The 26,784-nt window shown below is 72.2% G+C and carries 27 protein-coding genes; 17 read left to right on the top strand and 10 right to left on the bottom strand.

Annotated features, from left to right (window positions below):
- Position 1 precedes the first annotated feature (1 nt).
- Entirely contained in the window at positions 2-757 is a 756-nt protein-coding gene (locus tag ABD978_RS01640) for a protein phosphatase 2C domain-containing protein (protein WP_345346996.1), read from the top strand.
- Between the two features lie 124 nt (positions 758-881).
- On the opposite strand, the gene ABD978_RS01635 is transcribed toward ABD978_RS01640, so the two are convergent.
- Complete coding sequence (locus ABD978_RS01635; protein WP_345346993.1) at positions 882-2,342, bottom strand: MFS transporter; 1,461 nt, start codon at positions 2,340-2,342, stop codon at positions 882-884.
- 86 nt (positions 2,343-2,428) lie between these two features.
- Between ABD978_RS01635 and ABD978_RS01630 the strand changes: the two genes are divergently transcribed.
- Positions 2,429-2,824 carry a MarR family winged helix-turn-helix transcriptional regulator gene (locus ABD978_RS01630; RefSeq protein ID WP_345346990.1) on the top strand — a complete coding sequence of 132 codons (396 nt, stop codon included), beginning with the start codon at positions 2,429-2,431 and terminating at the stop codon, positions 2,822-2,824.
- 96 nt (positions 2,825-2,920) lie between these two features.
- A complete protein-coding gene (locus ABD978_RS01625; protein ID WP_345346987.1) occupies positions 2,921-3,907 on the top strand; it encodes a hypothetical protein in 987 nt (328 codons plus the stop codon).
- Positions 3,908-3,997: 90 nt separating this feature from the next.
- Here ABD978_RS01625 and ABD978_RS01620 read toward each other — a convergent pair whose 3' ends face one another.
- Complete coding sequence (locus ABD978_RS01620; RefSeq protein ID WP_345346984.1) at positions 3,998-4,522, bottom strand: DinB family protein; 525 nt, start codon at positions 4,520-4,522, stop codon at positions 3,998-4,000.
- A gap of 101 nt (positions 4,523-4,623) precedes the next feature.
- Between ABD978_RS01620 and ABD978_RS01615 the strand changes: the two genes are divergently transcribed.
- The 4 genes from ABD978_RS01615 to ABD978_RS43705 all read left to right on the top strand — a co-directional run bounded on the left by ABD978_RS01615 (position 4,624) and on the right by ABD978_RS43705 (position 7,480).
- A complete protein-coding gene (locus tag ABD978_RS01615) occupies positions 4,624-5,580 on the top strand; it encodes a GlxA family transcriptional regulator (RefSeq protein WP_345346981.1) in 957 nt (318 codons plus the stop codon).
- Positions 5,577-6,176, top strand: coding sequence for a DJ-1/PfpI family protein (locus ABD978_RS01610; RefSeq protein WP_345346978.1), 600 nt, complete (start codon positions 5,577-5,579; stop codon positions 6,174-6,176). The genes ABD978_RS01615 and ABD978_RS01610 overlap by 4 nt, the downstream gene beginning before the upstream one ends.
- A gap of 268 nt (positions 6,177-6,444) precedes the next feature.
- Complete coding sequence (locus ABD978_RS01605) at positions 6,445-7,320, top strand: helix-turn-helix domain-containing protein (protein WP_345346975.1); 876 nt, start codon at positions 6,445-6,447, stop codon at positions 7,318-7,320.
- Positions 7,304-7,480: a DUF397 domain-containing protein gene (locus ABD978_RS43705; protein WP_425550657.1), complete on the top strand. Its 177-nt coding sequence runs from the start codon at positions 7,304-7,306 to the stop codon at positions 7,478-7,480. The genes ABD978_RS01605 and ABD978_RS43705 overlap by 17 nt, the downstream gene beginning before the upstream one ends.
- A 158-nt stretch (positions 7,481-7,638) precedes the next feature.
- Here ABD978_RS43705 and ABD978_RS01600 read toward each other — a convergent pair whose 3' ends face one another.
- Positions 7,639-9,087 (bottom strand): MFS transporter, encoded by a 1,449-nt coding sequence (locus ABD978_RS01600; RefSeq protein WP_345346972.1) that lies wholly within the window; start codon positions 9,085-9,087, stop codon positions 7,639-7,641.
- Between the two features lie 85 nt (positions 9,088-9,172).
- On the opposite strand from ABD978_RS01600, the gene ABD978_RS01595 reads away from it, so the two are divergent.
- Positions 9,173-9,661, top strand: a complete 489-nt coding sequence (locus ABD978_RS01595) for a MarR family winged helix-turn-helix transcriptional regulator (protein WP_345346969.1) — start codon at positions 9,173-9,175, stop codon at positions 9,659-9,661.
- Between the two features lie 10 nt (positions 9,662-9,671).
- Here the strand turns inward: ABD978_RS01595 and ABD978_RS01590 are convergent, their stop codons facing one another.
- On the bottom strand, positions 9,672-10,622 hold the full coding sequence (locus ABD978_RS01590; protein WP_345346966.1) for an ornithine cyclodeaminase family protein: 951 nt from the start codon (positions 10,620-10,622) through the stop codon (positions 9,672-9,674).
- 127 nt (positions 10,623-10,749) lie between these two features.
- Here ABD978_RS01590 and selA point away from each other — a divergent pair, with 127 nt between their 5' ends.
- The 3 genes from selA (at position 10,750) to ABD978_RS01575 (ending at position 15,053) form a co-directional block, all read left to right on the top strand.
- Entirely contained in the window at positions 10,750-12,054 is a 1,305-nt protein-coding gene (selA, locus tag ABD978_RS01585) for an L-seryl-tRNA(Sec) selenium transferase (RefSeq protein ID WP_345346963.1), read from the top strand.
- Positions 12,045-13,787, top strand: coding sequence for a selenocysteine-specific translation elongation factor (gene selB / locus ABD978_RS01580; protein ID WP_345346960.1), 1,743 nt, complete (start codon positions 12,045-12,047; stop codon positions 13,785-13,787). Before selA ends, selB begins: the two co-directional genes overlap by 10 nt.
- A 72-nt stretch (positions 13,788-13,859) precedes the next feature.
- Positions 13,860-15,053: an RtcB family protein gene (locus ABD978_RS01575; protein ID WP_345346957.1), complete on the top strand. Its 1,194-nt coding sequence runs from the start codon at positions 13,860-13,862 to the stop codon at positions 15,051-15,053.
- A 329-nt stretch (positions 15,054-15,382) separates the two neighbouring features.
- On the opposite strand, the gene ABD978_RS01570 is transcribed toward ABD978_RS01575, so the two are convergent.
- The gene (locus tag ABD978_RS01570; RefSeq protein ID WP_345346954.1) at positions 15,383-15,544 is read right to left on the bottom strand and encodes a hypothetical protein; all 162 of its coding nucleotides are present in this window, start codon (positions 15,542-15,544) and stop codon (positions 15,383-15,385) included.
- A gap of 1,116 nt (positions 15,545-16,660) precedes the next feature.
- Between ABD978_RS01570 and ABD978_RS01565 the strand changes: the two genes are divergently transcribed.
- Together ABD978_RS01565 and ABD978_RS01560 are read left to right on the top strand one after the other, a co-directional pair.
- Positions 16,661-16,816 carry a hypothetical protein gene (locus ABD978_RS01565; RefSeq protein WP_345346951.1) on the top strand — a complete coding sequence of 52 codons (156 nt, stop codon included), beginning with the start codon at positions 16,661-16,663 and terminating at the stop codon, positions 16,814-16,816.
- An 85-nt stretch (positions 16,817-16,901) separates the two neighbouring features.
- A complete protein-coding gene (locus ABD978_RS01560; protein ID WP_345346948.1) occupies positions 16,902-19,361 on the top strand; it encodes a hypothetical protein in 2,460 nt (819 codons plus the stop codon).
- 131 nt (positions 19,362-19,492) lie between these two features.
- Here the strand turns inward: ABD978_RS01560 and ABD978_RS01555 are convergent, their stop codons facing one another.
- The 3 genes from ABD978_RS01555 to ABD978_RS01545 all read right to left on the bottom strand — a co-directional run bounded on the left by ABD978_RS01555 (position 19,493) and on the right by ABD978_RS01545 (position 23,272).
- The gene (locus ABD978_RS01555) at positions 19,493-22,063 is read right to left on the bottom strand and encodes a LuxR C-terminal-related transcriptional regulator (protein ID WP_486303907.1); all 2,571 of its coding nucleotides are present in this window, start codon (positions 22,061-22,063) and stop codon (positions 19,493-19,495) included.
- A gap of 108 nt (positions 22,064-22,171) precedes the next feature.
- Positions 22,172-22,525: a PRC-barrel domain-containing protein gene (locus ABD978_RS01550; protein ID WP_345346942.1), complete on the bottom strand. Its 354-nt coding sequence runs from the start codon at positions 22,523-22,525 to the stop codon at positions 22,172-22,174.
- A 258-nt stretch (positions 22,526-22,783) separates the two neighbouring features.
- The gene (locus tag ABD978_RS01545; protein ID WP_345346939.1) at positions 22,784-23,272 is read right to left on the bottom strand and encodes a DUF4232 domain-containing protein; all 489 of its coding nucleotides are present in this window, start codon (positions 23,270-23,272) and stop codon (positions 22,784-22,786) included.
- A 223-nt stretch (positions 23,273-23,495) separates the two neighbouring features.
- On the opposite strand from ABD978_RS01545, the gene moaA reads away from it, so the two are divergent.
- From moaA to ABD978_RS01525, 4 genes are read left to right on the top strand one after another with little or no spacing between them, the layout of a single operon-like run.
- Entirely contained in the window at positions 23,496-24,485 is a 990-nt protein-coding gene (gene moaA, locus ABD978_RS01540) for a GTP 3',8-cyclase MoaA (RefSeq protein WP_345346936.1), read from the top strand.
- A 9-nt stretch (positions 24,486-24,494) separates the two neighbouring features.
- Positions 24,495-24,806, top strand: a complete 312-nt coding sequence (locus ABD978_RS01535; RefSeq protein ID WP_345346933.1) for a DUF3467 domain-containing protein — start codon at positions 24,495-24,497, stop codon at positions 24,804-24,806.
- Complete coding sequence (mobA, locus tag ABD978_RS01530; RefSeq protein ID WP_345346930.1) at positions 24,793-25,377, top strand: molybdenum cofactor guanylyltransferase; 585 nt, start codon at positions 24,793-24,795, stop codon at positions 25,375-25,377. The genes ABD978_RS01535 and mobA overlap by 14 nt, the downstream gene beginning before the upstream one ends.
- Complete coding sequence (locus ABD978_RS01525; RefSeq protein ID WP_345346927.1) at positions 25,370-25,615, top strand: DUF6457 domain-containing protein; 246 nt, start codon at positions 25,370-25,372, stop codon at positions 25,613-25,615. Before mobA ends, ABD978_RS01525 begins: the two co-directional genes overlap by 8 nt.
- Positions 25,616-25,680: 65 nt before the next feature.
- Here the strand turns inward: ABD978_RS01525 and ABD978_RS01520 are convergent, their stop codons facing one another.
- Together ABD978_RS01520 and ABD978_RS01515 are read right to left on the bottom strand one after the other, a co-directional pair.
- Entirely contained in the window at positions 25,681-26,457 is a 777-nt protein-coding gene (locus ABD978_RS01520) for a DUF1275 family protein (protein WP_345346924.1), read from the bottom strand.
- Between the two features lie 56 nt (positions 26,458-26,513).
- A complete protein-coding gene (locus ABD978_RS01515; protein WP_345346921.1) occupies positions 26,514-26,720 on the bottom strand; it encodes a hypothetical protein in 207 nt (68 codons plus the stop codon).
- Positions 26,721-26,784 lie beyond the last annotated feature (64 nt).

Raw genomic sequence — 26,784 nt, 5'->3', positions numbered from 1 at the left:
GGTGCAGATCACCTATGCGACCCAGGCGGCCCCCGGCACCGTCAACGAGGACTGTGTGGTCGCCGGTCCGGACTGGGCGGTCGTGCTGGACGGGGCGACCGCGCCGGCCGGCGTGGACAGCGGATGCGTGCACGACGTCGTGTGGCTGGTGCGGCGGCTCGCGGGGGCGCTCGGCGCCCGGCTGGCCGAGGCCGCCGACTGCTCACTCACCGACCTCGTGGCCGACTCGATCGAGCAGGTCTGCGCGTCGCACGCCGGAACCTGCGATCTGGCCAACCCGGACAGCCCGTCGTCGACCTTGGCGGTGACGCGTCGGCGCGATGGCCGGGTCGAGTGTCTCGTCCTGGCCGACTCGCCCATCGCGGTGCGCGGTCGTGACGGCGCTCTTCACGTGGTGGAGGACGATCGGCTCTCGCACCTGCCGGGCGGGCGCCCGTACACGCTGGAACAGGTCCGGACGCACCGGAACCGGCAGGGCGGGTTCTGGGTGGCGAGCAGTGTCCCGGAGGCGGCCCATCAGGCGGTGACGGCGGTCTTCCCCGCGTCGGAGGTCGACCAGGTGGCGATGTTCACCGACGGGGCGACCCGCTTGATCGAGCATTACGGGTACGACTGGCCGCGGCTCCTCGAGGTCCTGCGCGACGGCGGCCCGGCGCACGTCATCGGCCTTGTCCGGCGGGCGGAACGGGCCCGGCCGATATCCGGGGCGAAACCGCACGACGACGCCACGGCGCTGCTCGCGACCGCGCCGGCCTGAGGGCCGCCGCCGGCACGCCTCGGCGCCGGATCCGTCGCCGACCACCGAATCGGCCTTCGGCCCACGCGCGACGGCCGGATCACCCGGGTCGGACATCCCAGGTGATCCGGCGAGCGGCGGCGGTTCAGCGCTGTGCGCCCTGCCGTGCCGCCCGGCGGCGCAGCAGCGGGACGATCGAGATCAGCAGCCCGCCGAGGGCCACGGCCGTGACGAAGACCAGGCCGGGCCGGTACTGCGCGAGCATCGCGGCGGGGGAGTGGGACCCCGGCCTCGTGTCGTCGCCCGTGATGATCGCGGTGGTGACCGCCAGGACCAGCGCGGCGCCGACCTGGCCGGCCGTCTGAACGAGCCCGGCGGCCAGTCCCTGCTCATCGTCCTCGACGCCCGCCGTGGCCTGCACGTTGATGGACGGGAAGCCGAGGGCGAAGCCGGAACCGAGCAGCAGCGCCGTCGGCAGGATGGCCAGGACGTAGACCGGATGCGTGTCGACGCGCAGGAACAGCAGGTAACCGGCCGACATCGCGGCCAGCCCGCCGACGATGAACCGGGCCGTGCCGAACCGGTCGATCAGCGCGCCGGTGAACGGTGCGCTGAACACCACCAGGAGTCCGGCGGGCAGCAGCGCCAGGGCCATCGTCAGCGGCGCCCAGCCGAGAACGGACTGCAGGTACAGCGTGACGATGAACTGGAACGAGGTGTACGAGCCGAGCAGCGCGACGATCGCCAGGTTGGCGCGTACGAGCGTGCCCTTACGCAGGATGCCCAGCCGGACCAGCGGGTGCGGGACCCGGCGCTCGACGAGGACGAAGGCGCCCAGCAGGACGACGACGGCGCCGAACAGCGCGAGCGTCACCGGGGCGGTCCAGCCGCGGTCCGGGGCGGACACGAGGTCGTACACCAGCAGCAGCATCGCGGCCGTGGACGTGAGGGCTCCGAGGAGGTCGTGGCCGCCGTCGGACGCCGGGCGGTCACGGGGTATCAGCGACAACCCGGCGACCAGCGCGACGAGCGCGATCGGCACGGGCATCAGGAAGGTCCAGCGCCAGCCGAGCCCGGTCATGAGCCCGCCGAAGATCAAGCCGAAGGAGTAGCCGCTGGCGCCGAAGACCGTGTAGATCGAGAGCGCCTTGTTGCGCGCCCGGCCCTCCGCGAACGTGGTGGTGATGATCGACAGGCCGGTGGGCGCCGTGAACGCGGCGCTGACCCCCTTGATGAAGCGGGTGGCGATCAGCAGCGGACCCGAGTCGACCAGACCGCCGAGCAGCGAGGCGACGGCGAACACGGCCAGTGCGATCAGGAACACCCGCCGCCGGCCGAGCAGGTCGGCGGTGCGGCCGCCGAGCAGCAGCAGACCGCCGTAGCCCAGGACGTATCCGCTGACGATCCACTGGAGGCTGGAGGTGGTCAGGTCCAGTGCCCTGCCGATGGACGGGAGCGCCACGCCGACCATCGACACGTCGAGCCCGTCGAGGAAGAGGACCAGGGAGAGAACGGCCAGGATGCCCCACAGTCGGGCGGGCCACCGGTCGCGGACGGCCGGGGGACCGGGAAGCGTGCGTGAGTCGGGGAGTGCTGTCGTGGTCACGGCGAAGAAGTTACATGCACATGCATCAGTTGTCCAAGCATTAAATGCGTTTGCATCTTTGTTTCCCGCGTGTTAAGGTCCGGGCCATGACGGAGACGGGCGAAACCGAGCTCGTGCGCCGCTGGCGCGACGTTCTGGCCTGCTACAGCACGGTCTCCTGCGCTCTCGATCGTGCGCTGCAGGAGACGCATGGGATCGGCATGAGCGAGTTCGAGGTGCTCGATCGGCTGATCGACGCCTCCTGCGAGGACCTCCGCATGCACGATCTCGCGACCTCGATGTACCTCAGCCAGAGCGCGCTGTCGCGGACGGTCGCCCGGCTGGAGCGCGACGGCCTCGTCGAGCGGTCCATGTGCGCCGACGACCGGCGCGCGATCTTCGTGAAGCTCACCGCCGCCGGGCGGGAGCGCCACACGCGGGCGCGGACGACACAGCGCGCCGTCCTCGCCGAGCATCTGATGGCCGAGCCGGCCCGGGCCTGAGCCCGCCTGCGGCCGCGGGCGTAGCATCGGGGGAGACCGACCCCCGACCCCCGAGCCGCGCGCCCCCGGCCGACAGCGGGCGGCGGCAGGAGAGCCGTGCATCACGGATCAGGCCGTTCCCCGGACCCTGTGTTCCGGCCCGTCACCGCCCCCGGACGCGAGCTGCGTGCTCTCGGCTACGCCGAGGACCCCATCGCCCGGCCGCTCACCTATCCCGGCCGGCGGCCGCCCGGATCCGGGCTCCTGGTCGACGGATGCTTCCTCGACCTGCGCGTGACGCCCCCACCGCCCGTCACTCCGCCGCCGGCCCGGCCGCGCGGCCGACCGGTCCCCGTCGCGGCCGACGCCGGCGCGAGTCCGGCGACTCCGCCGGCCCCGCAGCCCCCACCCGGGCACTGGGTCCTCGACGCGTCGGCGGTGCCGCCGCACGTGTTCGGCGGGGCGGAGGTCCCGCTGGACGAGGCGCTGCGCGCCTGTGGCCGCCCGGTCATGGCCGACCGCCGGCCGGTGCTGGCCGTCGGGTCGAACGCCTCACCGGCCCAGATCGCCCGGAAACTGGCGGGGCGGACGCGCCCGGTCGTCCCGATGACGTACGCCCACGTGTCCGGGCTGACCACCGGGGCGTCCGCGCACGTGAGCCGGCCCGGGTACGTGCCGGCCGTCCCGGTGCTGGCACCCGGCGCGAGCACCGAGCTCCTCGTCCTGTGGCTGGACGACGAGCAGCTCACCGCCGTCGATCGTACGGAGCCGAACTACCACCGGGTGCGGCCACCGGCGCCGGTGACCGTCGCACTGCCCGGCCTCGGCCCGCTCGGCTGTCACCTGTACGCCGGGCGGCACGGCTGCCTGACCGACGCGGGCGGCGTCCCGATCCGCCTCGCCGGACAGCCCGACCTGCTGGCCGGGCTCCTCGCGGCGTCTCCCCGCCTGGTCCGGCTGACCGGCGCCCGTACCCCGGAGGAGTTCGTCGCCCGTACCCGCGCCGACGCCCGCCTGCGGGACGACGTACGGCGGCTGTGGCGTCAGGAGGGGATCGTGCTCGACCAGCCGGAGCTCGTTCCGGGGCACCCCACGGCGCCCTGAACAGCGCCCGCGGGCGCCCGGTCAACCGCTAGCGGCACCGCCGGGGTCAACGGCCTGCGCCGCCGCGGTCCAGGACCTGCGGCGCCCGGATCACTCGCCGACCGATCCGTCGATCAGCTCCCGGGCCACGTCGAGTTGCCCGACGTGCCGCGCGTACTCCTGCAGCAGGTGGAACAGGATCCGGCCCAGCGTCGGCCGGACGGCCGGCGGCGTGAACCGGCCCGATCCGGACGCCACATCGGAGAGTCGCGCCACCGCGACGATCTCCCGCGACCGCCGGCACTGCTCGAGAAAGAACGCCGTGACCTCCTCGGCGCTCTCGCCGTCGGCGACGTGCCACCGGCCATCCGGTCCGTCGTCGCCCCAGGGCTCCCGGACCGGCTCCCCGGCGAAGCCCCAGCACAGCCATCGCCGCTCGACGTGGGCCAGGTGTTTCAGCAGTTCCAGAGGCGTCCACCCGCTGGGCAGCACGCTGGTCCGCAGTTGCGGCGGGGACAGTCCCTCCAGCTTGCGCAGGACGGCGTCGCGGTAGAAGTCGAGATACGCGGCGAGCAACTCCGCCGGATCGCTCATCGTCTGTGGTGGTTCAGGTGCGGGGCTCCTGGAGACGATCACCGTCCCGACGGTACCGGGTACGGCTCATCGGCGGACCGATGACGTGATCCGTGGGGTACGTGTCGTTGACGCCATCACGCGGGACCGGCGAGCCTGGAGCCGTGGACGTCCCCCGGATCTGCTTCGTCATCTTCGACGGCTTCCAGCCGCTGGACCTCGCCGGACCGCACGAGGTGTTCGCCGACGCCGGGTACCGGTCGCGGATCATCGCGACGCGGGCCGGGCTCGTACGCTCCGGCAGCGGTCTGCCCGTCCACGCGGAGTACGGGGTCGGCGACGTGGACCCCGCCGGCGTGGACACGCTCGTCGTGGTGGGCGGTACGGGCGTCGACGCGGCAGGGCTCGACTCCGCGCTGGTCGGCTGGATCGCGGCGGCCGGGGCCGTGGCCCGGCGTGTCGCCTCCGTCTGCAGCGGGGCCCTCCTGCTGGCGGCGGCGGGCCTGCTGGACGGCCGGCGGGTGACGACCCACTGGAAGCGCCGCGACCAGCTCGCCGCCGAGCATCCGGAGCTGATCGTCGACTGCGATCCGATCTTTATCCGGGACGGCAGGTTCTGGACGTCCGCGGGGGTGACGGCGGGCATGGACCTGGCGCTCGCCCTCGTCGAGGAGGATCTCGGGAGGGACGCCGCCCATGAGGTGGCGCGGGAACTCGTCATGTTCCTGCGCAGGCCCGGAAGTCAGTCGCAGTTCAGTGTTCCGCTGTGGTCGGCACAGCCGTCGAGCGACCCGATCCGCGTCGTCGTGGACGCGGTGCACGCGGCGCCGGGGGCGCGGCACGGCATCGGGGACCTGGCGGCGAGGGCCGGGCTGAGCCCCCGTCACCTGCAACGCCGGTTCACCGCCGAGCTCGGCGTGCCACCGGCGGCGTACGTCGAACGGGTCCGGGTGGAGGCGGCGCGCCGTGCGCTCGCCGAGGGGGACGACCCGGTCGAGGTCATCGCCCGGCGGTGCGGCTTCGGAACCGCCGAGACGCTGCGCCGGGCGTTCCACCGGCACGTCGGCGTTCCCCCGTCCGACTACCGGGACCGTTTCCGATCGACAAGGGAGTGTGCGTGACCACTTATGGACTGCTGGTGTTCGACGGCGCGGAGGAGCTGGACGTCGTGGGGCCGTGGGAGGTGTTCACCGCCTCCTCCATGCTCCGCGACGGCGCCGACACCGCGGTGACCATCGCCGAGAGGTCCGGCCCGGTGCGCTGCGGCAAGGGGCTCAGGGTGCTGGCCGACCATTCCTTCGGCGACCATCCGCCGCTGGACGTCCTGCTGGTGCCGGGCGGCCAGGGCACCCGTCGTGAGGTGTCCAACCCGGCGCTGATCGACTGGATCGCGCGAACCGACGCCTCCTGGGTCACGGGGGTCTGCACCGGCGCGCTCCTCCTGCACGAGGCGGGGCACGCACGTGGCCGCCGGGTGGCGACGCACCATGCCTTCGAGGACACGCTGCAGGCGCGGGGCGACATCACGGTCGTACGCGACGCGCGCTACGTCGTCGACGGGAACCTCGTCACCAGCCAGGGCGTCTCGGCCGGCATCGACATGGCGCTGTGGCTGATCGGCCGGCTGCACGGCAGGGAGCACGCCCGGGCCGTCCGCAGATACATCCAGTACGAGCCCGCTCCGCCATACCTCGCGGACGAACCTCAGGACGCCTGACCGGAGGCGATGTGGGTAGCGTCACAAGATGGGCGCTGTTGGGCCGAACGGGCAGATGGGCTGCTATGTATGCGGGGTAAGAGTCGGATCGTCCAACCGGACGATCCGACTCGCCGTGCGGCGTCCGCTAAGGTATATTGCGTCGCAAGTTTCACTAAATGTTGTGACGGCAATTTCTTGACACTATTACGGCCGACCTCTATAACGGTTATGCCGAGTGGTAGCGCACGACCGGTGAGGTCTCGCCGGTCGGCTGGGGAGGAACAAGGTGCCCGGGCCCGGAAGTGGCACGGTTCGTAACCGCAGACTGGCCACGGAGTTGCGCCGCCTCCGCGAAAGAGCCGAACTGACCGGTGATGACGTCGCCGACCGACTCGGATGGTCGGCCTCGAAGGTCAGTCGTATCGAGAATGCCCGCCAAGCCCCCCGTCTGGGAGACGTGAGGAGCTTGCTGGACCTCTATGGTGTCGAAGGTACGTACCGGGACCAACTGCTCCAGTTGGCCCGGGACGCGGGTCGAAAGGGCTGGTGGGAGGCGTATTCCGACGCTCTCCCCGAGCCGTACGCCTCCTATATCGGTCTCGAGATGGAGGCGGAGGAGATCCTCCAGTGGGAGACCCAGGTCGTGCCCGGCCTGCTGCAGACGGAGGCGTACGCCCTGGCCGTCGAGCAGGGGTCGCACTCGATCGAGGTGATCCCGCCGAGCCGGGTCGACGCGCGCGTGGAGGCTCGGCTGGCGCGCCAGTCCGTGCTCACCCGAGAGACGCCGCTGCGGCTGTCCCTCGTCCTGGACGAGGCCACCCTGCTCCGCCGCTTCGGAGACGCGAGCGTGATGGGCGAGCAGCTCGAGCGCCTTCTGGAGTTGGCCGAGTTGCCCAACGTCACGCTCCAAGTGCTTCCACTTGATGGGCCCCATCCGATCACCACGGGGTCCTTCACGCTTCTGCAGTTCCCGCAAGTCGGGGGAATCAAGTTCCACGACGTCATCTATATCGAGCATCAGAACGGCTGCTCGTATCTCGAAGAAGAGACCGAGACCTACCGGCATCGGCTCAGTTTCGAGCGACTCAGCGCAGAGGCGCTCGCGCCTGCGGAATCCATGGATCTGATCTCCAGGATCGCCCGGGATGCGTGGGGTTCTTAGCCGAAAACGGAAGGGGGTGATAATGATGGATCAGGCAATCAGGCATCCCGGCGTCATCTGGCGCAAAGGATCTCGCAGCATGGCCAACGGTGCATGTGTCGAGGTCGCGACGGTGCCGGCGGCCGCGTCGGAGGACGACACGGCTCGGGCGGCGGAGTAGCGCCACAACTGAACAACGACTAATAAGTTGGATCGCTCGCAATAGCAATATTGTGAGCGATTGTGCGTGAAATAGCAGTGATGACGGTCCACTTCCTTTGCGGCGTGGCGGAGGAAGTGGACCGTTCGGGGTTTCCGGATCGGGTCTCCGGATCGAGGTCAAGAGATCTCGAGAGCCTCGACCGCGTGGGGGGCCGACTTGTGCCGGACGCCGTGCAGCACCGCCACGACGGCCGCCAGCACCGCGCCGATCGTCGCGATCACGAAGCACACGACGTACGCGTGTTCGGTCGGGACGCCCGGCGTTCCCGGGATCGTCTGCCCGGTCAGCACCGCGGCGGTGACCGCGCCGGAGACGCTGCCGCCCGCCGTCCGGACGAGAGAGTTGATGCCGCTGGCGATGCCGCTCTGGTCCATCGGCACGTGCTGCACCGCGAGGGTGCCCAGCGCGGCGTACGCCACCCCGACGCCGATGCCCTGCACGGCGCTGAAGCCCAGCATGTCGAACCCGTGCCCGTGTGACACGGCCAGCCAGAGGTAGCTCAGCCCGGCGCCCACCGATCCGATGGCCAGGGTGTACGCCGCGCCGATCCGGCCGGCGATCCGCCCCGAGAGCGCCGAGCAGACGAACATGGTGAACGTGCTGGGCAACATGTACAGGCCCACGTCGAGCACGGAGCCGCCGAGGCCGTAGCCGATCGCCTTGGGAGTCTGCACGAAGTTCGAGATGAGGGTGAACGCCGCGAACATCGCGAACCCGAGCAGGAGCGAGGCGGCGTTCGCCGACAGCGACTGACGGCCGACCAGGAGGTTCAGCCGGACCAGCGGCTGGTCGACGTGCAGCTCGATGACGACCCAGACGGCCGCCAGGACCACCGTCGCGCCGAACAGGCCGAGCACGCCGGCGGAGGACCAGCCCCAGTCGTTGCCCTCGCTGATCGCCAGCAGCAGGCACACGAGGAGACCGGCGAGGAACACCGCGCCCGGGATGTCCGGCCGCCCGCCGACGCGGACGCCGACGTCCCGCGCGCTCAGCGCGACCAGCACGAGTCCGACCCCGGCCGCCCCCGTGGCGATCCAGAACTCCGGGCGGTAGCTGCTGGTGTGGTCGGCGATCAGCCCGGTGACTATCATGCCGATGCTGCCGCCGACGCCCATGGTGGCGCTGACGATGCCGATCCCCGAGGTGACCTTCTCCCGCGGGAAGGTGTCCCGGATCATGCCGATGGCCAGCGGGATCAGGGCGGACGACGTGCCCTGCAGCGCTCGCCCGACGATGAGGACACCGAGCGAGTTCGACAGCGCGCAGATCGTGGAGCCGACGACCAGCAGCCCCATCGCGATGATGATGAGGTTCTTCTTCCCGTACATGTCGCCCAGTCGCGACAGCAGGGGGGTGGCCACCGCGCCGGCCAGCAGCGATGCGGTGAAAACCCAGGTCACCGCGCTGACGGACGCGTCGAAGTGACGCATCAGCGCCGGCAGCAGGGGGAGCACCAGCGTCTGCTGTACGGACGCGACCATGCCGGCGGTGGCGAGGGCCAAAAGGGTCAATCCGGTGTGCGTCTGCTCCCCGCTCTCACGCGACGAGACGGCGACGTCGACCATCGGGGGACTCTCCTTAGGTTGTGATCTCGCCGCTCATGATGACTTACTTAATTAAGGTAAGCAATCAATGAATATGCTGGATGACATGCCTCCGCCCGACGACATGGCCGAACTCGAACGGGCCTTGAGCCGGATATCCCACCTGCTCAGCCGCGCCAAGGAGCACGACCGGACGATCGATGAGGCCGGCGTGGCCGTGGACCGGGCGAGCGCGCCGTTCCTGCGCGCACTTGCCGACGCGTCCGCGCCGCTACGGCTGGGGGAGCTGGCCACGCTGCTCGGCGTGGAGGCGCCGCACGTGACCCGGCAGGTGCAGCGGCTGGAGCGCGCGGATTTCGTCGAGCGCGTTCCGGACCCGGACGACCGCCGGGCCCAGCGGGTGCGGATCACCGCCAAGGGCGCCGACGCCGTCGAGTGCATTCGCGCCGTGGGACGGCGCTGGATGTCCGACGCGCTCGCCGACTGGTCCGACGAGGACCGGCACCGCCTGGCGGCGCTCTGCCACCGGATGGTCGACGACTTCCTCCGGTTCGGCGCCGAACGCCGCGAGTCCGACCGAGGCCGCCCCGCGTGACGCCGAGCGCTCAGCCGAGGAAGTCGAACCGCGGGGCCGATTCCGCGGCCCGGTAGGCCGCCCAGCTCAGCGCCAGGTCCTGCCACGGCAGGCCGACGGGCGCGTAGACGGTCACCTCGGACGGTTCCGTACGCCCCGGGGCGGCGCCCCGCAGCACTTCCGAGATCACGCCGGCGGCGACGTCCGGGCCGAGGCCCGCGTTGCCGAGCGCTCCCATCGCGACGGCGAGGTCGAGGTCGTCCACGAACGTACGGCTCGCCCACAGCAGGTCGGCCGACAGTTCCGCCTTGCCCGGTTCGTCCGCGCCGAGGGAGGTGACGTGCGTACCCGGACCGACGTCGCCGGCGTGCAGCAGCGGCGTCCTCGACCAGGTCGCGGTCACGATCACGGCCGCTTCCGCGACGCCGGGCGGGACGCCGCGGCCGGTCCCGCCGGCCTCCGCCGGCACCGCCCGGCCACCGTGGCGGGCGGCGAACGCGGCGGCCCGCTCGGCGTCGAGGTCGGTGACGACCAGGTCGCGGATCGGCCGGAGGCGGCGCAGGCCGGTGACCACCAGGTCGGCCTGGGCCCCTGCCCCGATGACCGCGACCGTGTCCGCGTCCGGCCGGGCGAGCGCGTCCGTGCCCAGCGCCGCGGCCAGGCCGGTGCGCCACGCGGTCACGGTCGCCGAGTCGAGCAGCGCGAGCAGTTCGCCGGTCCGCAGGTCGTGCAGGCAGACGACACCCCGCAACGCGGGCGTCGCGCCCGGGAACTTGGCGTTGACCTTCACGGTGTAGGCCGGCACCCCGTCGATGAGGCCGGGGATGAGCGCGGTCGCGGTCCCGGGCCCGGGCAGGTCCGTGCGGACGCGCTGCGGCCGGACCGGACCGGGGGACGCCATGAACCCGGCGCGGAGCGCCTCCAGGCAGGCCTGAGGGTCGAGAACGGTCTCCAGGTCGACGCGGCTCAGCAGTACGGTCACCGGACGATCTTCGCGCATTCCCGCGCCGCTGGGAGGCACGGAGGGCTCGCTGACCGTGGCAGGGAGACCGACGGCTGAGGCCGAGCCGCCTTGGCGTCCGGGGTCGCGCTGGTCATAGGTTTCTGCCATGGACTCTCGACGCCGGGTGCCGCGTACGGACACCGTGCTCGCCGACCCGAGGTTCGCCGAGGCGACCCTCCGGCTGGGGCGCGGCATCGTGAAGTCGGCCGTCGCGGCGGCGCAGGAGCGCGCGCGGCGCGGCGAGATCGCCCCCGAAGGCGTCGCCGACGCGGCCCTGGCGTCCCTGCCGGCGCACGCCGCGACGCTGCGGCCGGTGATCAACGCGACGGGCGTCCTCCTGCACACCAACCTGGGTCGCGCGCCGCTGTCCGCGGCCGCCCGCGAGGCGGTGCTCGCCGCCGGCGGCTGCACGGACGTGGAGTACGACCTGGCCACGGGGCGCCGGAGCCGGCGTGGCCGCGGCGCCCTGGCGGCCCTCGCGGAGGCGTGCCCGGCGGCCGAGGCGGTCCACGTGGTCAACAACAACGCCGCCGCCCTCGTCCTGGCCGCCACCGCCCTCGCCCGCGACCGGGAGATCGTCATCAGCCGCGGCGAGATGGTGGAGATCGGGGACGGTTTCCGCCTCCCCGACCTGCTCGTCTCGACCGGCGCGCGGCTCCGCGAGGTCGGCACGACCAACCGCACGACCGCCGCCGACTACGCGGCCGCGCTCGGCCCCGAGACCGGGTTCGTGCTGAAGGTCCACCCGTCCAACTTCCGGATCGAGGGCTTCACCGCGCAGGCGCCGGTGCGCGAGCTCGCCGGGCTCGGCGTCCCGGTCGTCGTCGACATCGGCTCCGGGCTGCTGGCCCCGGAGCCGGTCCTGCCCGATGAGCCGGACGCCGCCACCGTCCTGCGGGAGGGCGCCGACCTCGTCACCGCCAGCGGCGACAAGCTGCTGGGCGGCCCGCAGGCCGGTGTGCTCCTCGGCCGCGCCGACCTGATCGAACGCCTGCGGCGCCACCCTCTCGCCCGCGCGCTCCGCGTCGACAAGCTGACCCTCGCGGCGCTCGAGGCCACCGTCCGAGGCCCCCGCACGCCCACCGAGGAGGCCCTGCACGCCGACGTCCGCGCCCTGCGGCAGCGGGCCGAGCGGCTCGCCAAGCGGCTTCCCGAGCACGACGCCCTGGCCGTCGAGTCGACCGCCCGGGTCGGCGGCGGGGGAGCGCCCGGCGTCGAGCTGCCCAGCGCGGCCGTCAGCCTGCCCGCGTCGTACGCCGTTCCGCTCCGCGAGTCCGGGGTCGTCGGGCGGCTGGAGTCCGGCCGCCTGCTCCTGGACCTGCGCACCGTTCCCGCCGACCTCGACGACGCCGAGCTGGTCCGGCGGATCGAGCGGGCGGTCGCGGCGGGGGAGGAGCGCCCGTGCACGTGATCGCCACCGCCGGCCACGTCGACCACGGCAAGTCCACGCTCGTACGGGCGCTGACCGGGATGGAGCCGGACCGCTGGGCCGAGGAACGCCGTCGCGGCATGACCATCGGCCTCGGGTACGCCTGGACGACGCTCCCGTCGGGAGACCGGATCGCGCTCGTCGACGTGCCGGGCCACGAGCGGTTCGTCACCACGATGCTGGCCGGGGTCGGTCCGGTGCCCGCGGTGATGTTCGTGATCGCCGCCGACGAGGGCTGGATGCCGCAGTCCGCCGAGCACCTCGCGGCGATCGACGCCCTCGGCGTCCGCCACGGACTGCTCGTCGTCACCCGCGCCGACCTCGCCGACCCCGCCGCCGCGCGCGACGAGGCGGCGGCCGAGATCGCCCGTACCGGCCTGGGCCGGGTCGAGACGGTCACGGTGAGCGGCGCCACCGGCGCGGGCCTGCCCGCGCTGCGGGACGCCCTCGACCGGCTCGTCGCACGGCTGCCCGCGCCCGACGCGACGGCGCCCGTACGGGTCTGGGTCGACCGGGCGTTCACGATCAAGGGCAGCGGCACGGTGGTCACCGGCACCCTGCCCGCCGGGACGATCCGGGTCGGCGCCGAGCTGCGGCTCGACGGCCGTCCCGTACGCGTCCGGGCCCTGCAGACGCTGAAGGAGACCGCCGAGACCGTCTCGGCCGTCTCCCGCGTCGCGATCAACCTGCGCGGCGTCGACCGCGACGAGGTCGCCCGCGGCATGGCGCTGACGAGCGACGAGTGGACCGTCACCGACCTCGTCGACGTGCGCGTGCACGGCGCCGAGACGTCCTCGTTGCCCCGCGAGCCGGTACTGCACGTCGGCTCCGCCGCCGTCCCCGTACGCCTGCGTCCGCTCGGGGAGGACACGGCACGGCTCGCGCTGACCCGGCCGCTGCCGCTGCACATCGGTGACCGCGCGCTCCTGCGCGACCCCGGCGCCCGGCGCGTCGCCGGAGTGACCGTCCTCGACGTACGGCCCCCGGCGCTGCGGCGGCGGGGCGCCGCGGCGGACCGCGCCCGCGAGCTGGCGGCCGGCGTTCCGGACGCCGAAGCGCTGCTGCGTCGCTACGGCCTGATCCGGGTCCCCGACCTTCTCGCCATGGGCGTCGCCGCAGAGGCCGAGCCGGTCGCCGGTGACTGGCTGGCCGACCCGGAGCGCTGGGCGGAGCTGCGCCGCATGCTGGCCGAGGCGGTGGAGCGCCACGACGCCGCCGACCCGCTCGACCCGGGCCTCCCGGTCGAGGCGGCGCGCGCCCTGCTGGACCTGCCCGACCGGCGCCTGGTGGACGCGCTGGCCCGCCCTCCGCTCCGCCTGGAGGGGGGCCGGGTCCGGGGCCCTGCTGCGGCGAGCCTGCCGGCGCCGGTGGCCGGCGCGGTGCGGCGGCTGCGCGACGACCTCGAGAAGGAGCCGTTCCGCGCCCCGGAGGCCGGCCGGCTCGCGGAGCTGGGCCTCACCGGCCGCGCCCTGGCCGCCGCCGTACGCGCGGGCGTGCTGCTCAAGATCGCCGATGGCGTCGTCCTGCTGCCCGGCGCGGACACCGACGCCGCGCGGCTGCTGGCCGGGCTGCCGCAGCCGTTCACGGTGAGCGAGGCCCGCCGCGCGCTCGGCACCAGTCGCCGGGTCGCCGTCCCCCTGCTGGAACACCTCGACCGGCGCGGCCTCACCGAACGCACCGGGGACCGGCGTCGCGTACGTCCCATCGGGGATTAAATCGGTTGAACGGGGCACCGCCTTTCTGGCGTCATAGATCCGGCTCACCGATGATCTGGAGAGGAGATGGTGATGCCGTACCGCACGATGAAGGGCGGCCACGTTCCGATCCGGATGTGGACCGACCCGGCCGACGTCGAGACGATCGCGCTCGACCAGCTGCGCAACGTCTCGAGCCTGCCGTGGGTGCACGGCGTCGCGGTCATGCCCGACGTGCACTACGGGAAGGGCGCGACGGTCGGCTCGGTGATCGCGATGCGCGACGCCGTGGCGCCGGCCGCGGTGGGCGTGGACATCGGCTGCGGGATGACCGCGGTCAAGTCCAGCCTCACCGTCGCGGACCTGCCCGACGACCTCGGTCGCCTGCGGGCGAAGATCGAGAAGGCCGTTCCGGTGGGGCGTGGCGCGCACAAGACGCCGATCGACCCGTCGGCGGTCCCCGGGCTGAAGGAACGCGGCTGGTACGAGTTCTGGAAGCGGTACGACGAGCTGGCGCCGGTCGCGCGGTCCCGCCGGGGCAAGGCGACCTCGCAGCTGGGCACGCTCGGCTCGGGCAACCACTTCCTGGAGGTGTGCGCCGACGACGAGGGCTCGGTCTGGATCGTGCTGCACTCCGGCTCCCGCAACATCGGCAAGGAGCTGGCGGAGCACCACATCGAGGCCGCGATGCGTCTCCCGCACAACCAGGACCTGCCCGACCGCGACCTGGCGGTCTTCCTCAGCGGCACCCGGAAGATGGAGGAGTACCGCCGGGACCTGTTCTGGGCGCAGGACTACGCGCGGCGCAACCGCGCCGTGATGATGGCCCTCACGCAGAACGTCGTCACCCGGTTCTTCGCGGGCACGCGGGTCCGCTGGGACGACATCATCTCCTGCCACCACAACTACGTGGCGGAGGAGGTCTACGACGACGTCGAAGTGCTCGTCACCCGTAAGGGCGCCATCCGCGCGGGCGACGGCGACCTCGGGATCATCCCGGGCTCGATGGCGACCGGCACGTACATCGTGCGCGGGCTCGGCAACGAGAAGGCGTTCAACTCCGCGTCGCACGGCGCGGGCCGGAGGATGAGCCGCAACCAGGCGAAGCGCTCGTTCACCGTGGACGACCTGATCGAGCAGACCAAGGGCGTCGAGTGCCGGAAGGACTCCGGGGTGATCGACGAGATCCCGGGCGCGTACAAGGACATCGAGTCGGTGATCGAGGCGCAGTCCGACCTGGTCGAGGTCGTCGCCCACCTGCGTCAGCTGATCTGCGTGAAGGGCTGACAGGGCCCCGCCGGGCCACGGCCCGGCGGGTGCCAGGGCTCCCCGGGAGCCGTTGAGCCGTCCCCACCGGGGAGGTGGGGACGGCTCCGGCGTCGCCTCACGTGTGGCCCCTTGTCCCGACCGGCCGGATAGACCCGTCGGGGACCGAAGTCTCGGTGAAATCACGGTGGAGCTGCTCGTTCGCGGTCTTCGTCCTTTTCATGATCGCGGTCACCGAGCATTCGGTACGCACGCCGGGGGTCGGGACGGAGAACTCCCCGGCAGCCGCAGGCCGCCGGGGAGTCGATTGTTGCGGGGGTCGCTGAGGAATCGGTTGACACCGAGGCGTATCAGAAGCCCTTGCGCCTGAAGTCCTTGATCAACCCCCACGCGACCCACGCGATGAAGAGCACGACAGGGATACCGATGCCGATCGTGAGGCCCCACTGGAGGGCACCGTGCGGCATGGTCTGCGTGTAGCAGTTACCCCATCGGTCGCAATAGCTGTACATGCCGAGCCTCCGTTTGTCGCTGAGTGCTTTGGCGTTCTCTGCTCACGTATAGTCCGGCACCGGCCTTCTTCGGCAAGATGCAGCTCCTGCGACTCAGCGCCATGGGGACACTGCCGCCTGTGAGTTCCTGAGGCGTGTGCCCGGCGGTCCAGAGTCTTACGGGGGACGGATGAGAGCGAGCCGTGGAGCTCGCCCGGGCCAACACCGTGCGGACGCGCTGGATGCGGGCGAAGCGCGGCCCAGCCGACGCGGTCGAGGCTCATCGGGAGCCGTTCAGCCGTCCCCACCGGGAGGCGGGGACGACTCCGGCGTCACCTCACCTGAGGCCTCTGAGCGCGACCAGGCGGTGGGACGCCTTATCGGTACGGTCGGACGCCGAGACCCCAGCGGGCTCCCTTACGCGGAGAAGGCCACGGCCACCCGTCCGGTCTGTGACGTGAGGACCACGATGGGCACCGAAGGCGAGACCTGGCTGCCGAAGCCGGCCGCCCCGGCGTGGCGGTCCCTGGAGAGCGCCGACTATTTGACCCTGGAGCAGTCCTGCCCCGCAGACAAAGCGGAATTCGGGCTTCGAGGCCTTCGGACAGGCAACCGAGTAGCGGGCGATATATCCGGCTCCCCATCCAAGTAGATAATTAGGAGGGCCATTGAACCGCCTGCTGTGTATGGTGCAGGAAGTGGCGTCTTTGGCGGCGACGCCGTAGCCCTCGCTGTAGCCGCGATGGTATTGCGTCTCTATATCCGGCTCGGGGCTAGGGTTGTCGGTCCGCTGAGAAAAGTAATCCGCGACCGCGCCCGCAGGCGCGGATACAGTCGTCGCCGGTGCTGCTTCAGCGCCCCCGAGAACGAGTCCGGCGCCGAGTAGTGGCGTGGCCAGTATCAGGCGATGTTTGAGACACATGCTGCCTCCTTGCGGTTCGGTCGCGGGCAGCGCACGACCGATGTTTCCTGTTCGTCTGGCGGTAAAGGGCGTGTCGCGCTGGTCACCCCGCCTCCCACTGAAACCGGACGCAATGGCGAAACTCAACACCAATATGGATAATTCCCTGCCATATAACCTTTGCGGTTAGATGGGATTGACGTTGCCCCTAGCCCTTCCACCGGCCCGCCGAAACCGTGGAGAAGCAGCGCGAGGAGGCGGCGCCGGGAGGAGAAGAGGTCGGCGAGCGGCGCGCCGTCGTGGTTCACCGGGACGGCGTCGTCCAGTCGCCTCCGGTGGAAGCGGAGGCGGCCGCGCAGCGGCACGGCGACGAGAGCGCGGTGATTGAGTAATCCCCTACTCACGCCTGCCGACGTGACCATCGAGAACGATTCGTACGAAGACGGGGGCCCGACACAACAGCAAAGGGGAATGCGGGTGATCGTACGATCGAGACCGATCCACTGGGTGACCGTGGCGCTGCTGGCGCTCGCCATGGCGATGTTCCTCCCGCCGGGAGGGCCTGCCGGAGCGCGGACCGGAACCTACCGGCTGGCGATCCTTCAGGTCTCTTACGCCGACTCCGCCGATCATGACTATTCGACGGCGCAGTTGCAGGCGGCGGGCGGGGAGCTGTCCACCTACTTCGGCCAGCTCTCCAACGGCCAGCTGAACTTGCAGGTCAGCGTCTACTCGGCGCCTCTCACCGAGTCCTGGCAGACCCGGGCGCACTACTGGACCGGCGTCGGTGACGACCTCCTCCAGCATGCGGTGAGCGCGGCGACGGGATCGGGTCTGCAACTGTCCGGGCTCGACGGCGTCATCGTGCTGAGCCCGGGTACGGGTGGTGACTTCACGATCGACCCGCGGCAGGTTCACGCCGGTGGTGTGACGCAGACGGTTCAGAACTCCTACGACTTCGAGCAGTGCGGGGGCGGCTGCGGGCCGGCGGGCGGCCACACGCCGGGGCTGTCGCACGTGTGGTGGAACGGTTGGGCGCACGAGATAGGCCATCAACTGGAGCTCGCGGACGGCACGGTCCTCGGCGGGAACTGGAACGGGCATCCCGGCCAGTACAGCAGCGGCTACGACCTCATGGACAGTGGCTACCCCGACAGCGAGAGCGTGTACGGGCTGTCGCGCCCTGAGATCGGCACGAAGGCCGTGTTCCCCGGATGGCTCCCGCCGTCGAAGGTCGGTTCGGATCCGGCGCCGTCCTCCGGCGCCCCGGTCAGCACGAACTTCGATCTGGCGCCCATCTCGACGGCCTCGTCGAGCACGTCGTATCTCCAGGGCCTCAAGCTGCCGATCGCTCCGGGCGTGTACCTCACCGTCGAGGCCCGCCGGCGGGTCGGGGCGGACAGCTACAGCGTCGGGCCGGGGATCTTCGATGAGGGCATCCTGCTGCACTCGGTCTCGGAGATGAGCGACCCGCCGGTGCGCCCGATCGACTCGTGCGACTACGTCGGTTCCGGCGGGTGCGTGCGCGAGCGCTCCGACTCCCGGGCGATGTCGTGCCAGGGCGGTGGCACGACCGTGGCCGCCTCACACCCGTACTGCTGGCCGTACGCGCTCTTCCACGTCGGCGACACCTACACCGACGCCGCCGACAACATCACCGTGCAAGTGACCGGGCAGAACCCCACGACCGGCACCTTTCACGTGGTCGTCACGCGAGGCGTCATGACGGGGCATCCCCAGTTGTACGTCACGCCGTGGCAGACGGCGCCGATGCACACCTGGGAGACCCGGGACATCTGGGTGGACAGCTCGTGCAACGGCTACGGCGTCTACAAGTACGGCGCCTATCCCGCGCCGGACGGGAACGTCGGGCAGGGCAACGGCGACGATCCATGCGTCGGCCATCCCAACCGCGTCTACGTACGCGTCCACAACGTCGGGACGACTCCCGCCGAGCACGTCGTGGTGAATTTCAAGGCCAGCAACCCGCTCGGCACCGGAGTGGGCCCCGACACCGGATGGAGCGACATCGGGTCCGCGAGCGAGGCCGGCTTCCCGGCGCTCACCGCCATTCCCGCCGGCGGATACGCCGACGTGTACGTCGAGTGGACGCCGAACGTGGACCCGTCCCGGATCCCGGACGCCACGTCGTTCTCCTTCCACAGCTGTCTCCAGGTCCAGGTCTCGAGGGCGCCGGGTGAGACGAGTGACGCCGGCCACCTGGCACAGGAGAACTTCGACTACTTCCAGGCGCAGACCGGGATGGACGGCGGCTCCGGGTTCGCCCCGCACGACGCCAACGTCATCCAGCGCAGCATCCACCTCGTGAACGAGTACTCCAAGGCGGATCAGAACCCGCGGCTCTTCTACATCAACACCTCGGGCACACTGCCCGACGGCGCGAAGTGGAAGGTCGGCGACGGGCAGAGCCGGATCCTGCTGCAGAACGGCGAGGCGCGCGATCTGCCGGTCACGGTGACGCTTCCGGCGGATATCTCCGCGGGCCGCCAGTACCGGCTGAACGTCACGGCCGGAACGGTCTTCACCACGACGAATCCGGCCATCCCCGACCAGGGGGTGGCGCCGCAGACACAGACGGAGTATCGGGACGTCGGCGGCGTCGTCATCGACGTCGACACGGTGCAGCAGAGCGCGATCAGCCTGACCGGCACGCAGTACCAGAACGCCGAACTGGTCGCCGACGGCAAATTGATTCCGGGACTCGCCGGGCAGATCGTCACCGTCGACTACCTGAGCCCGGACGGCGTGCAGTTCTCGCACCAGGTCCAGGTGCAGGCCGATGGGACGTTCAGCGACAAGTTCTCCCCGCCGAAACCACAGGTCGGCAAGTGGCGGCTGCGCGCCATCTGGCAGGGCACACAGTCGATCTCCAGCGCGGTCACCACGGTCGACGCCGTGGTGTCGCCGACCGGGTGATCCGTCCGTAGGAAGGACCGGAGCCGGCGCCGATTCCGCCACGGTGCCGAGCGGCCCTCGACGCGGCGTGGACGGCTCGTACCGCCGTCCACGCCGCTCGCGCCGTTCCGGGCGTCCGGGCGCGGGTTCCGTCATGAGTCATGAGCGCGCGGGAGATCCGTACGGCCGCCGCGCATCAGGCGGGCGAGTTCGGCGCGGCCGGTGACGCCGAGCTTGGCGTACGCCCGGCTCAGGTGATTGTCGACCGTGCGCACCGAGAGCACCAGCGTCGCGGCGATCTCCCTGCTCGTCGCGCCGCGCGCCGCGAGTTCGGCGATCTGGCGTTCCCGATCGGTCAGCTTGGGCATGCTGAGCGCCCGCAACGCCGGCGTGACCGCGCCTTCGCAACGGCTCGCGAGGCGGCGGGCGCGGTCGCCGGCCGCCGGGCTGATCCGTGCGGCCTGCGCCACGGCGTCGGCCGCGTGCAGGGTCAGGCCGAGTTCCTCGAAGCGATCGGCCGCGCCGAGCAGCCCGCGCACGTCCCCGTCGCCCAGCGCCCTGGCGTGCCGGGCGAACACGTCGCCCAGCGGCCCCTCGCACACGTCGCTCAGCGCGGTGAGCCGCTCCGCCGCCGGTTCGGCGTCGAGCCGCATCGCGTCGTGCAGCGCGGCGGCCTCGAACCCGGTGAATCCGTACGACCGGGCTCGACGAGCCGTACGCAGCGCCGCGGCGCGGGCCTCCCGCAGGCGGCCGGTGACCGCCAGCACCCAGGGCTCGGCGAGCTCGATGAGGGGATTGAGCAGCTCGAACGCCGCCGAACGCGACTCACCGGCGGCACGCAGCGCCGCCACCGCCGTGTCGGCGTCACCGGCCAGCGCCGCGGCATGGGCGAGCTCCGCGAGGCACAGCGGCGCCCACGGCGACCCGTCCAGGTTCGCCACGGCATCGCGCTGCCAGCGCACGGCCTCGGCGACCCGGCCGCGGTACCGCGCCGCCCAGCCGCGCGACATGGACAGACAGCCGAGCGCCCAGGGCCAGCCGCCCACCGTGGCCAGCCGCTCGTACGCCTCCTCGGCGGCGCGTTCGGCGGCCGGCAGCTCACCGGCCAGCAGATGCGCCAGCGTCAGCATGCTGTCCATGCCGACCTGCAGGAAGGGTGCCTGCGGCGCCCACGCGTCGACGGTGGCCATGGCGGCGTCGGCGGCGGCGCGCGCTCCGGACACGTCGCCCGTCACCGCGCGCACGTGGACCAGGACGCCGTGCGCCTGGGCGGTGGCCGGCGGCGGCAGCGGCGGGCCGCCGAGCAGCTCGGCCGCCACCGCCACGGCCGGGCGCCACTGCCCGCCGAGCATCTGCTGCGCGGCGCGCAGGCTGACGAGGAGTCCGGCCAACTCCCGTACCGGCTGACGCGCCGCCTCCTCATCGAGGACGCGCAGTGCCTCGTCGAGCCGGCCCAGTCCCCAGCCCAGGTTGATGGCCCGGTTCACGGCGTAGCGGGCGCGCTGGAACTCGTCGGAGTCCGCCAGGTCGGCCAGGGCGAGCGCGGCGGCGGCCTCTTCGGGCTGCGCGGACCAGATCCTGAACTCGGCGAGCGTGAGGGTGGCGTCCAGGCCGCCACCCGCCGCGACAGCGGCCTCGGCGAGCCGGAGCGCCAGCGACAGGTCGGACACCGCGTACGCGAGCGTGGCGGCGGCCAGCAGCGGTCCCGGTTCGGTGGCGGTGCCGCTCTCGAGCCGCCACGCCGCGATCCGCATGACGTCCTCCCGGCGCCGATGGCCGTACGCCTCTGTCACCGCCGCCAGCTCCGCCTGGCGACGACGGGCCCGCAGCACCGGGCAGGACGCGCGGATGACCTCGCCGTAGATCGGGTGCGCGAGCCTGAGCTGGGTGCGGCGGCCGTCCCGGAGCACGGTCGCGAGCTGCGCCTCCTCCACCGCCTCGCATGCCTCCGCGGAGGTGAGCGCGATGAGCGCGGCCAGCCCGACCGGCTCTCCCAGCGACAGGTACTCCAGCACCGCGAGCTCATCGCCGCCGAGCCCGGCCAGCCGGTCGTGGACGAGTTCGGCGAGTCGAGGGGAGATCCGTACGGCACCGGAGCCGCGTGGACTCCTCGCCTCCCGCGTACCGTCGAGAGCGTCGCCGCTCAGCGTCAGTTCCCGCAGCATCAGGGCGTTCCCGCCGGTCAACCGATGGAGCCGGCGCACGGCCGACTCGGAGATCGCGGGCAGGACCGCGCGGACGTCGCCCACCGTGAACGGGCCGAGCTCCGACCGCGCCACCCAGTCGTCCTTCCACAGCGCCGTGATCGCATCGGGTGCGGGTTCTCGGCTGCGCACTGTCAGCAGCAGGAACGCCCGGCCGGCGGCGGCCAGATGCAGCAGCAGAGTGGCCGAGGCGTCGTCGAGCAGATGCGCGTCGTCGACCGCGATGACGCGTCCGGCGAGCGCCTCGGCCGCCCACCGCACCATCCCCGCCGGTCCCGCGTCCACCGGCGGATTCGGGGGGAGATGGGGGGCGAACACGCCGAGCGGCAGTCCCGCGCCCGCCCGGGTGGCCTGTACGGACACGACGTCCCGGTCCGCGCACGCCTCGCGGAGGAGCCTGCTCTTGCCGACCCCCGCCGGACCTGCGATCAGCAGGCCCGCCTTGGCGCGAGCACCTACTGCGGCGCGGATTTCGGCTATTTCGTCCACGCGACCTACGAAAGGCCAGACGCCGACCATGAACGGATCTTAAAGTCGGCTTCCCGGAAACCGGCATGATCCGGCCTCATCCGGCCCATCTCGCAGCGCCGCGTACGGGCACTTCTCCGGGCGGAGTCCCACGTTCGCCTACCGCCGGGCGAGCCACCGCTCCGTCGGCTCCGCCTGATAAGGCAGGCCGTAGTGGGCGAAGACGGCCTCCTCGTCGCCGGCGAGGAGTTCCCCGTCGATGTCGATCGCCGGAGCGTCTTTGACCTGGTCGCGGGTGCGGGTGATGCGAATGTAGCCAGGGCCGACCGTGGCATCGGCCAGGGGCACGAACACCAGCCGATAACGGGTGGGCAGGCCGACCCGGACGGTGGCGAACGAGGGCTGATCCGTGCGGGTGTCGACGTACACGGCTTCCAACTTGCCGATCTTCTTGCGGTTCGCGTCCACCACGTCGTGGCCGCGCCATTCGCGGATGTCGTGAGCTTCCAGCATCCTGCCGCTCCTCCCTGGTGGACGGATCTGCAGAGGCAGGGGAGGCGCTCTCCTTCACCGGAGGTGTGTCAACGACGGCCCTGCCCCCTGGACCGCGTTCCAGTCGCGCGCCGCGCAATGGTTTCCCCAAACCGTGTGCCCGGCGGCCTCGAGTCGCACGGGGCGGGAGCCGGTGAGCCGCCCCCACCGGAATGGGGACGGCTCGGGCGTCGCCTCACCTCAGAGGGTCCTACGGTGACGCGACGGCGCGGGGGTCGGTCAGTCCAGCCAGGGCTTGATGGCGCCGACCTTGATCTTGGAACTCGGGGTGTTGGAGTTCCACTTGACGGAGGCGAACGTCCCGGCCTTGGGCGACACCGTGACGCGGACGTACGCCGGGTGGACGGGGTGCTTGCCACCCGTCGTGAAGGCCAGGTGGAACACCGCCTCCCGTCCGGGCCCGACCAGGGCCTGGCCCTTGGCGCCCCGGTAGACGCCGATGACCTTGTGCTTCTTGTTCAGCAGCCGCACGACCGGCCGACCGATGAGCAGGCAGGTCTTCTTGCCCTTCGTGCTGATCGACAGCGGCTGGTCGATCTTCTTGCCCTCGGGGTAGCCGTGGGCGAACTGGAGGACCAGACGGTTCTTGGCGACCGAGCAGGCCGGCGCCTTCGCCACCGGCGTCGCGGCCTGTGCCGGCGCGGCCAGGCCGGCCACGGCGATGGCGCCGGCGACGCCGGTCATCGCGAGCGTGGTGCTGAGCTTCACCTGGGTGACCCTCACTCTCCGTTGAGCGTGGCTCCCGCTGTGCGCGGGAGGGACGGAACGTCCCGTCCAAGGCCATGATCATCTAAATCCTCGGTACGAGGCGCCGTTTCGTGACAAGTCCCGTCAAGGCCGCGATGAGCGGAGGAGACCCGATCGCGGGCGCGCGGATCGTCGGCGCGACGGCATAGGCTGGAGTGTCCGCATCGACAGAGGGGGTTCGTCCTTGCTGGTGGACGGGTTCGGCCGGGTGGCGACCGACCTTCGCGTGTCCCTCACCGACCGCTGCAACCTGCGTTGCTCCTATTGCATGCCCCCCGAGGGCCTCGAGTGGCTGCCCAAACCGGAGCTGCTCACCGACGACGAGGTCGTCCGGCTCGTACGGGTGGGCGTCGAGCGCCTCGGCATCACCGAGGTCCGCTACACCGGAGGCGAGCCGCTGCTCCGCAGGGGGCTGGTCGACATCGTGGCCCGCACCACCACGCTGCGCCCGCGCCCGCAGGTCTCGCTGACCACGAACGCCATCGGGCTGGCCCGGCTGGCCGGGCCGCTGCGCGAGGCCGGTCTCGACCGGGTGAACGTCTCCCTCGACACCCTCGACCGGGACACGTTCGCGCGCCTCTCGCATCGGGACCGGCTGCCGGACGTCCTCGCCGGCCTCGCCGCCGCGCAGCGCGCCGGGCTGCGGCCGGTGAAGGTGAACACCGTGCTGATGCGCGACGTCAACGACCACGAGGCGGCGCCGCTGCTGCGCTTCTGCCTGGAGCAGGGCTACGAGCTGCGCTTCATCGAGCAGATGCCGCTCGACGCCCAGCACGGCTGGCGCCGGGACGACATGGTCACCGCCGACGAGATCCTCGACCGGCTCACGACGGAGTTCTCGCTCGTACCGGACGACGCCGCCGCACGCGGCAGCGCCCCGGCCGAGACCTTCCTCATCGACGGCGGCCCCGCGCGGGTCGGCGTCATCGGCTCGGTCACCCGGCCGTTCTGCGGGGCCTGCGACCGGGTCCGGCTCACCGCGGACGGCCAGATCCGCAACTGCCTGTTCGCGCGCGAGGAGTCCGACCTGCGCGCCGCGCTGCGCTCCGGCGCCTCGGACGACGACCTCGCCGAGCGCTGGACGGCCGCGGTCGCGGCCAAGCGCGCGGGGCACGGCATCGACGACGTCGGCTTCCTGCAGCCCGCCCGTCCGATGTCCGCGATCGGCGGGTAGAAAGGACGCGTGACCGAGCAGCCGCAGGAACACCGGGTCGAGATCATCGTTCCGCCCGACCACGAGGTGGGGGTGTACGCCGGGTTCGCGTCGGTGTGGCGCACCCAGGACTCGTTCGTCATCGACTTCTCCACCGCGGTGCGTCCCCCTGAGGTGATGCAGGACACCGAGAGCGGTGCCTCGTACGTCCATGTCCCCGCCCAGGTGGTGTCCCGCGTACGCATCCCGCCGAGTCAGGTCTGGGAGCTGATGAAGGCCCTCGAGCAGAACCTCAGCGCGTACGAGCGGGAGAGCGGCAAGAGCGCGCATGACGACGGATGACGCGTACGACGCCGTGATCCTCGCAGGCGGGGCCGCGTCGCGGTTGCGCGGCGCCGACAAGCCCGGTCTGCTCGTCGGCGGGCGGGCGCTGGTGGAGCGCGTCGGCGCGGCCGTGGCGAACGCGCGGCGCATCGTGCTCGTGGGGCCGGACCGTCCCGAGCTGCCCGCCGCGGTCGTCGTCCGGGAGGACCCTCCGGGGGCCGGGCCGGTGCCCGCCCTGCGCGCCGGGCTGGCGCGGGTGGAGGCGTCCTGGGTGGCCGTGCTCGCCGCCGACCTGCCGTTCCTCACCGCCGATGACGTCGACGCGCTGCACCGTCGGGCCCGCGGCCGGGCCGGGGCCGTGTACGTCGACGACGGGGACCGTCCTCAGTGGCTGACCGGCGTGTGGCGGACTTCGGCCCTGCGCGACGCCCTGACCGAGTATCCCGGCGCGTCGCTGCGCGGGCTGATGGCACCGCTCGACCCGGCCCGCGTACGGTCCGCCGGGCGCCGCCGGCCCGCGTGGTACGACTGTGACACGGAGGACGACGTCGCCCAGGCGTCCCGGCTGATCGAGGAGAACGATGCTTGAGGAGTGGCTCGACACGGCATGTGCGGAGCTCGGCATCGACCGCGCGGAGGTCGACCGTGACCTGGTCCTCGACCTCGCCCGCGACGTCGCGCACGGGGTGGCCCGGCCCGCCGCTCCTCTGACGGCCTACCTGCTCGGCCTGGCCGTGGGCCGTGGCGAGCCCGCCCGGGACGCGGCGGCCCGTATCACCGAACTCGCCACCGAGTGGCCCGCGCGCCGGGAGGGCCGGCCGTCGTAGCCGTACGGCCGCCGGGGACGCGGGAGCCGTGACCTCACGACCGCGGGAGACGGGGAGTCCTGGTCTCACGACCGCCGGGGGCGGGGCACGGCGCGGCCGGCGGTCATGGCCGCCACGACCGTGAGGGCGGCGAGCAAGGGCAGCGCGGGGGCGACCGGGCGTACCCAGGTCAGCAGCACCGCCTCCAGCGCGGCACCGCCCAGGGCGGCCGCCAGCACCGCCGCGCGGCGGCGCATGGTGAGCGGTGATCCGGTGGTCGCCGTCTCGGTCATGAGCGAGGTCAGCGTTCCGGTGAGGTAGGTGGTCGCGGCCCCGCTCACCGCGAGCGCGTTGACCGCCGTGCTCTGCACGCCCATCGCCGCGGCGGCCACGGCGATCAGGGCGACCTGCGGGGCGGTGCCGGGGCGGGCCGCCGCGGCGAGCCTGCCGGCGAGCTCGGCGGCCTGCGCGGGCGGCACGACGGCCAGCGCGGCGACGACCCGTCCGGGCCACGGCCCGGCGCCCGCGGGCGACGTCTCCCGCAGCCACGACGCGGCGCCGAGCACCCCGGTCGCGTAGGCCGCGATGGCCACCGCGGAGCGTACGGCGCCGCCCGCGTCGGCGTGGACGACGGCGACGCCGAGCAGCACGAGATTTCCGGTCATGACGCTCGTGAACACGGCGCCCAGCGCGACGAAGCTGAACGCGTCGGCCGCCCCGGAACCCAGCGCGAGCAGAAAGACGGCCGCCGTGACCGCGCCCTCCCGGGGCGCGACCGCCGGCCGTGCGGACCACCCGGAGCGGAACGACCGCGCGAACCGCCGGAACCGCGCCGGCCGCGGCGTTCGTCTCCCAGGGCTCACGCAGGTCGTGTTCCCGCCTGCGCCCGTTCCATGGCCGCCGCGTAGATCCGCCCTGCCTAGCGGATGTCGTCGACCGGGACGGTGTCGCGCAGGAAACCCCGGCGCGCCAGGAACGTGCTCAGGTGTTCCTTGTGGTCGTCGCAGGCCAGCCAGATCTTGCGCCGGTCGGCATCGTGGATCTTCGGATTGTTCCAGCGCAGTGCCCACCGGGCGTCGGCCCGGCAGCCCTTGGCGGAGCACTGGAGGGGTTCGGCGGCGGTCACCTTCCCAGTCTGGCGGATCCGCGAACCGGCCGTGATCCCACGGTGGCGTGATCCGCGCCGCAGC

Source organism: Actinoallomurus liliacearum (genome assembly GCF_039542035.1).
In the GTDB taxonomy this organism is placed as follows: domain Bacteria; phylum Actinomycetota; class Actinomycetes; order Streptosporangiales; family Streptosporangiaceae; genus Actinoallomurus; species Actinoallomurus liliacearum.
This window is presented reverse-complemented; position numbering and strand designations above follow the sequence as displayed.

Bases quoted from the DNA above. Each gene is read 5' to 3' on its own strand.
- ABD978_RS01575 (WP_345346957.1), top strand. From the start codon at position 13,860: ATGCCGTACCGCACGATGAAGGGCGGCCACGTTCCGATCCGGATGTGG.
- mobA (WP_345346930.1), top strand. From the start codon at position 24,793: ATGACGACGGATGACGCGTACGACGCCGTGATCCTCGCAGGCGGGGCC.
- ABD978_RS01630 (WP_345346990.1), top strand. From the start codon at position 2,429: ATGACGGAGACGGGCGAAACCGAGCTCGTGCGCCGCTGGCGCGACGTT.
- ABD978_RS01600 (WP_345346972.1), bottom strand. From the start codon at position 9,087: ATGGTCGACGTCGCCGTCTCGTCGCGTGAGAGCGGGGAGCAGACGCAC.
- ABD978_RS01550 (WP_345346942.1), bottom strand. From the start codon at position 22,525: ATGCTGGAAGCTCACGACATCCGCGAATGGCGCGGCCACGACGTGGTG.
- selA (WP_345346963.1), top strand. From the start codon at position 10,750: ATGGACTCTCGACGCCGGGTGCCGCGTACGGACACCGTGCTCGCCGAC.
- ABD978_RS43705 (WP_425550657.1), top strand. From the start codon at position 7,304: ATGCGTGGGGTTCTTAGCCGAAAACGGAAGGGGGTGATAATGATGGAT.
- ABD978_RS01570 (WP_345346954.1), bottom strand. From the start codon at position 15,544: ATGTACAGCTATTGCGACCGATGGGGTAACTGCTACACGCAGACCATG.
- ABD978_RS01595 (WP_345346969.1), top strand. From the start codon at position 9,173: ATGCCTCCGCCCGACGACATGGCCGAACTCGAACGGGCCTTGAGCCGG.
- ABD978_RS01555 (WP_486303907.1), bottom strand. From the start codon at position 22,063: ATGGTCGGCGTCTGGCCTTTCGTAGGTCGCGTGGACGAAATAGCCGAA.
- ABD978_RS01525 (WP_345346927.1), top strand. From the start codon at position 25,370: ATGCTTGAGGAGTGGCTCGACACGGCATGTGCGGAGCTCGGCATCGAC.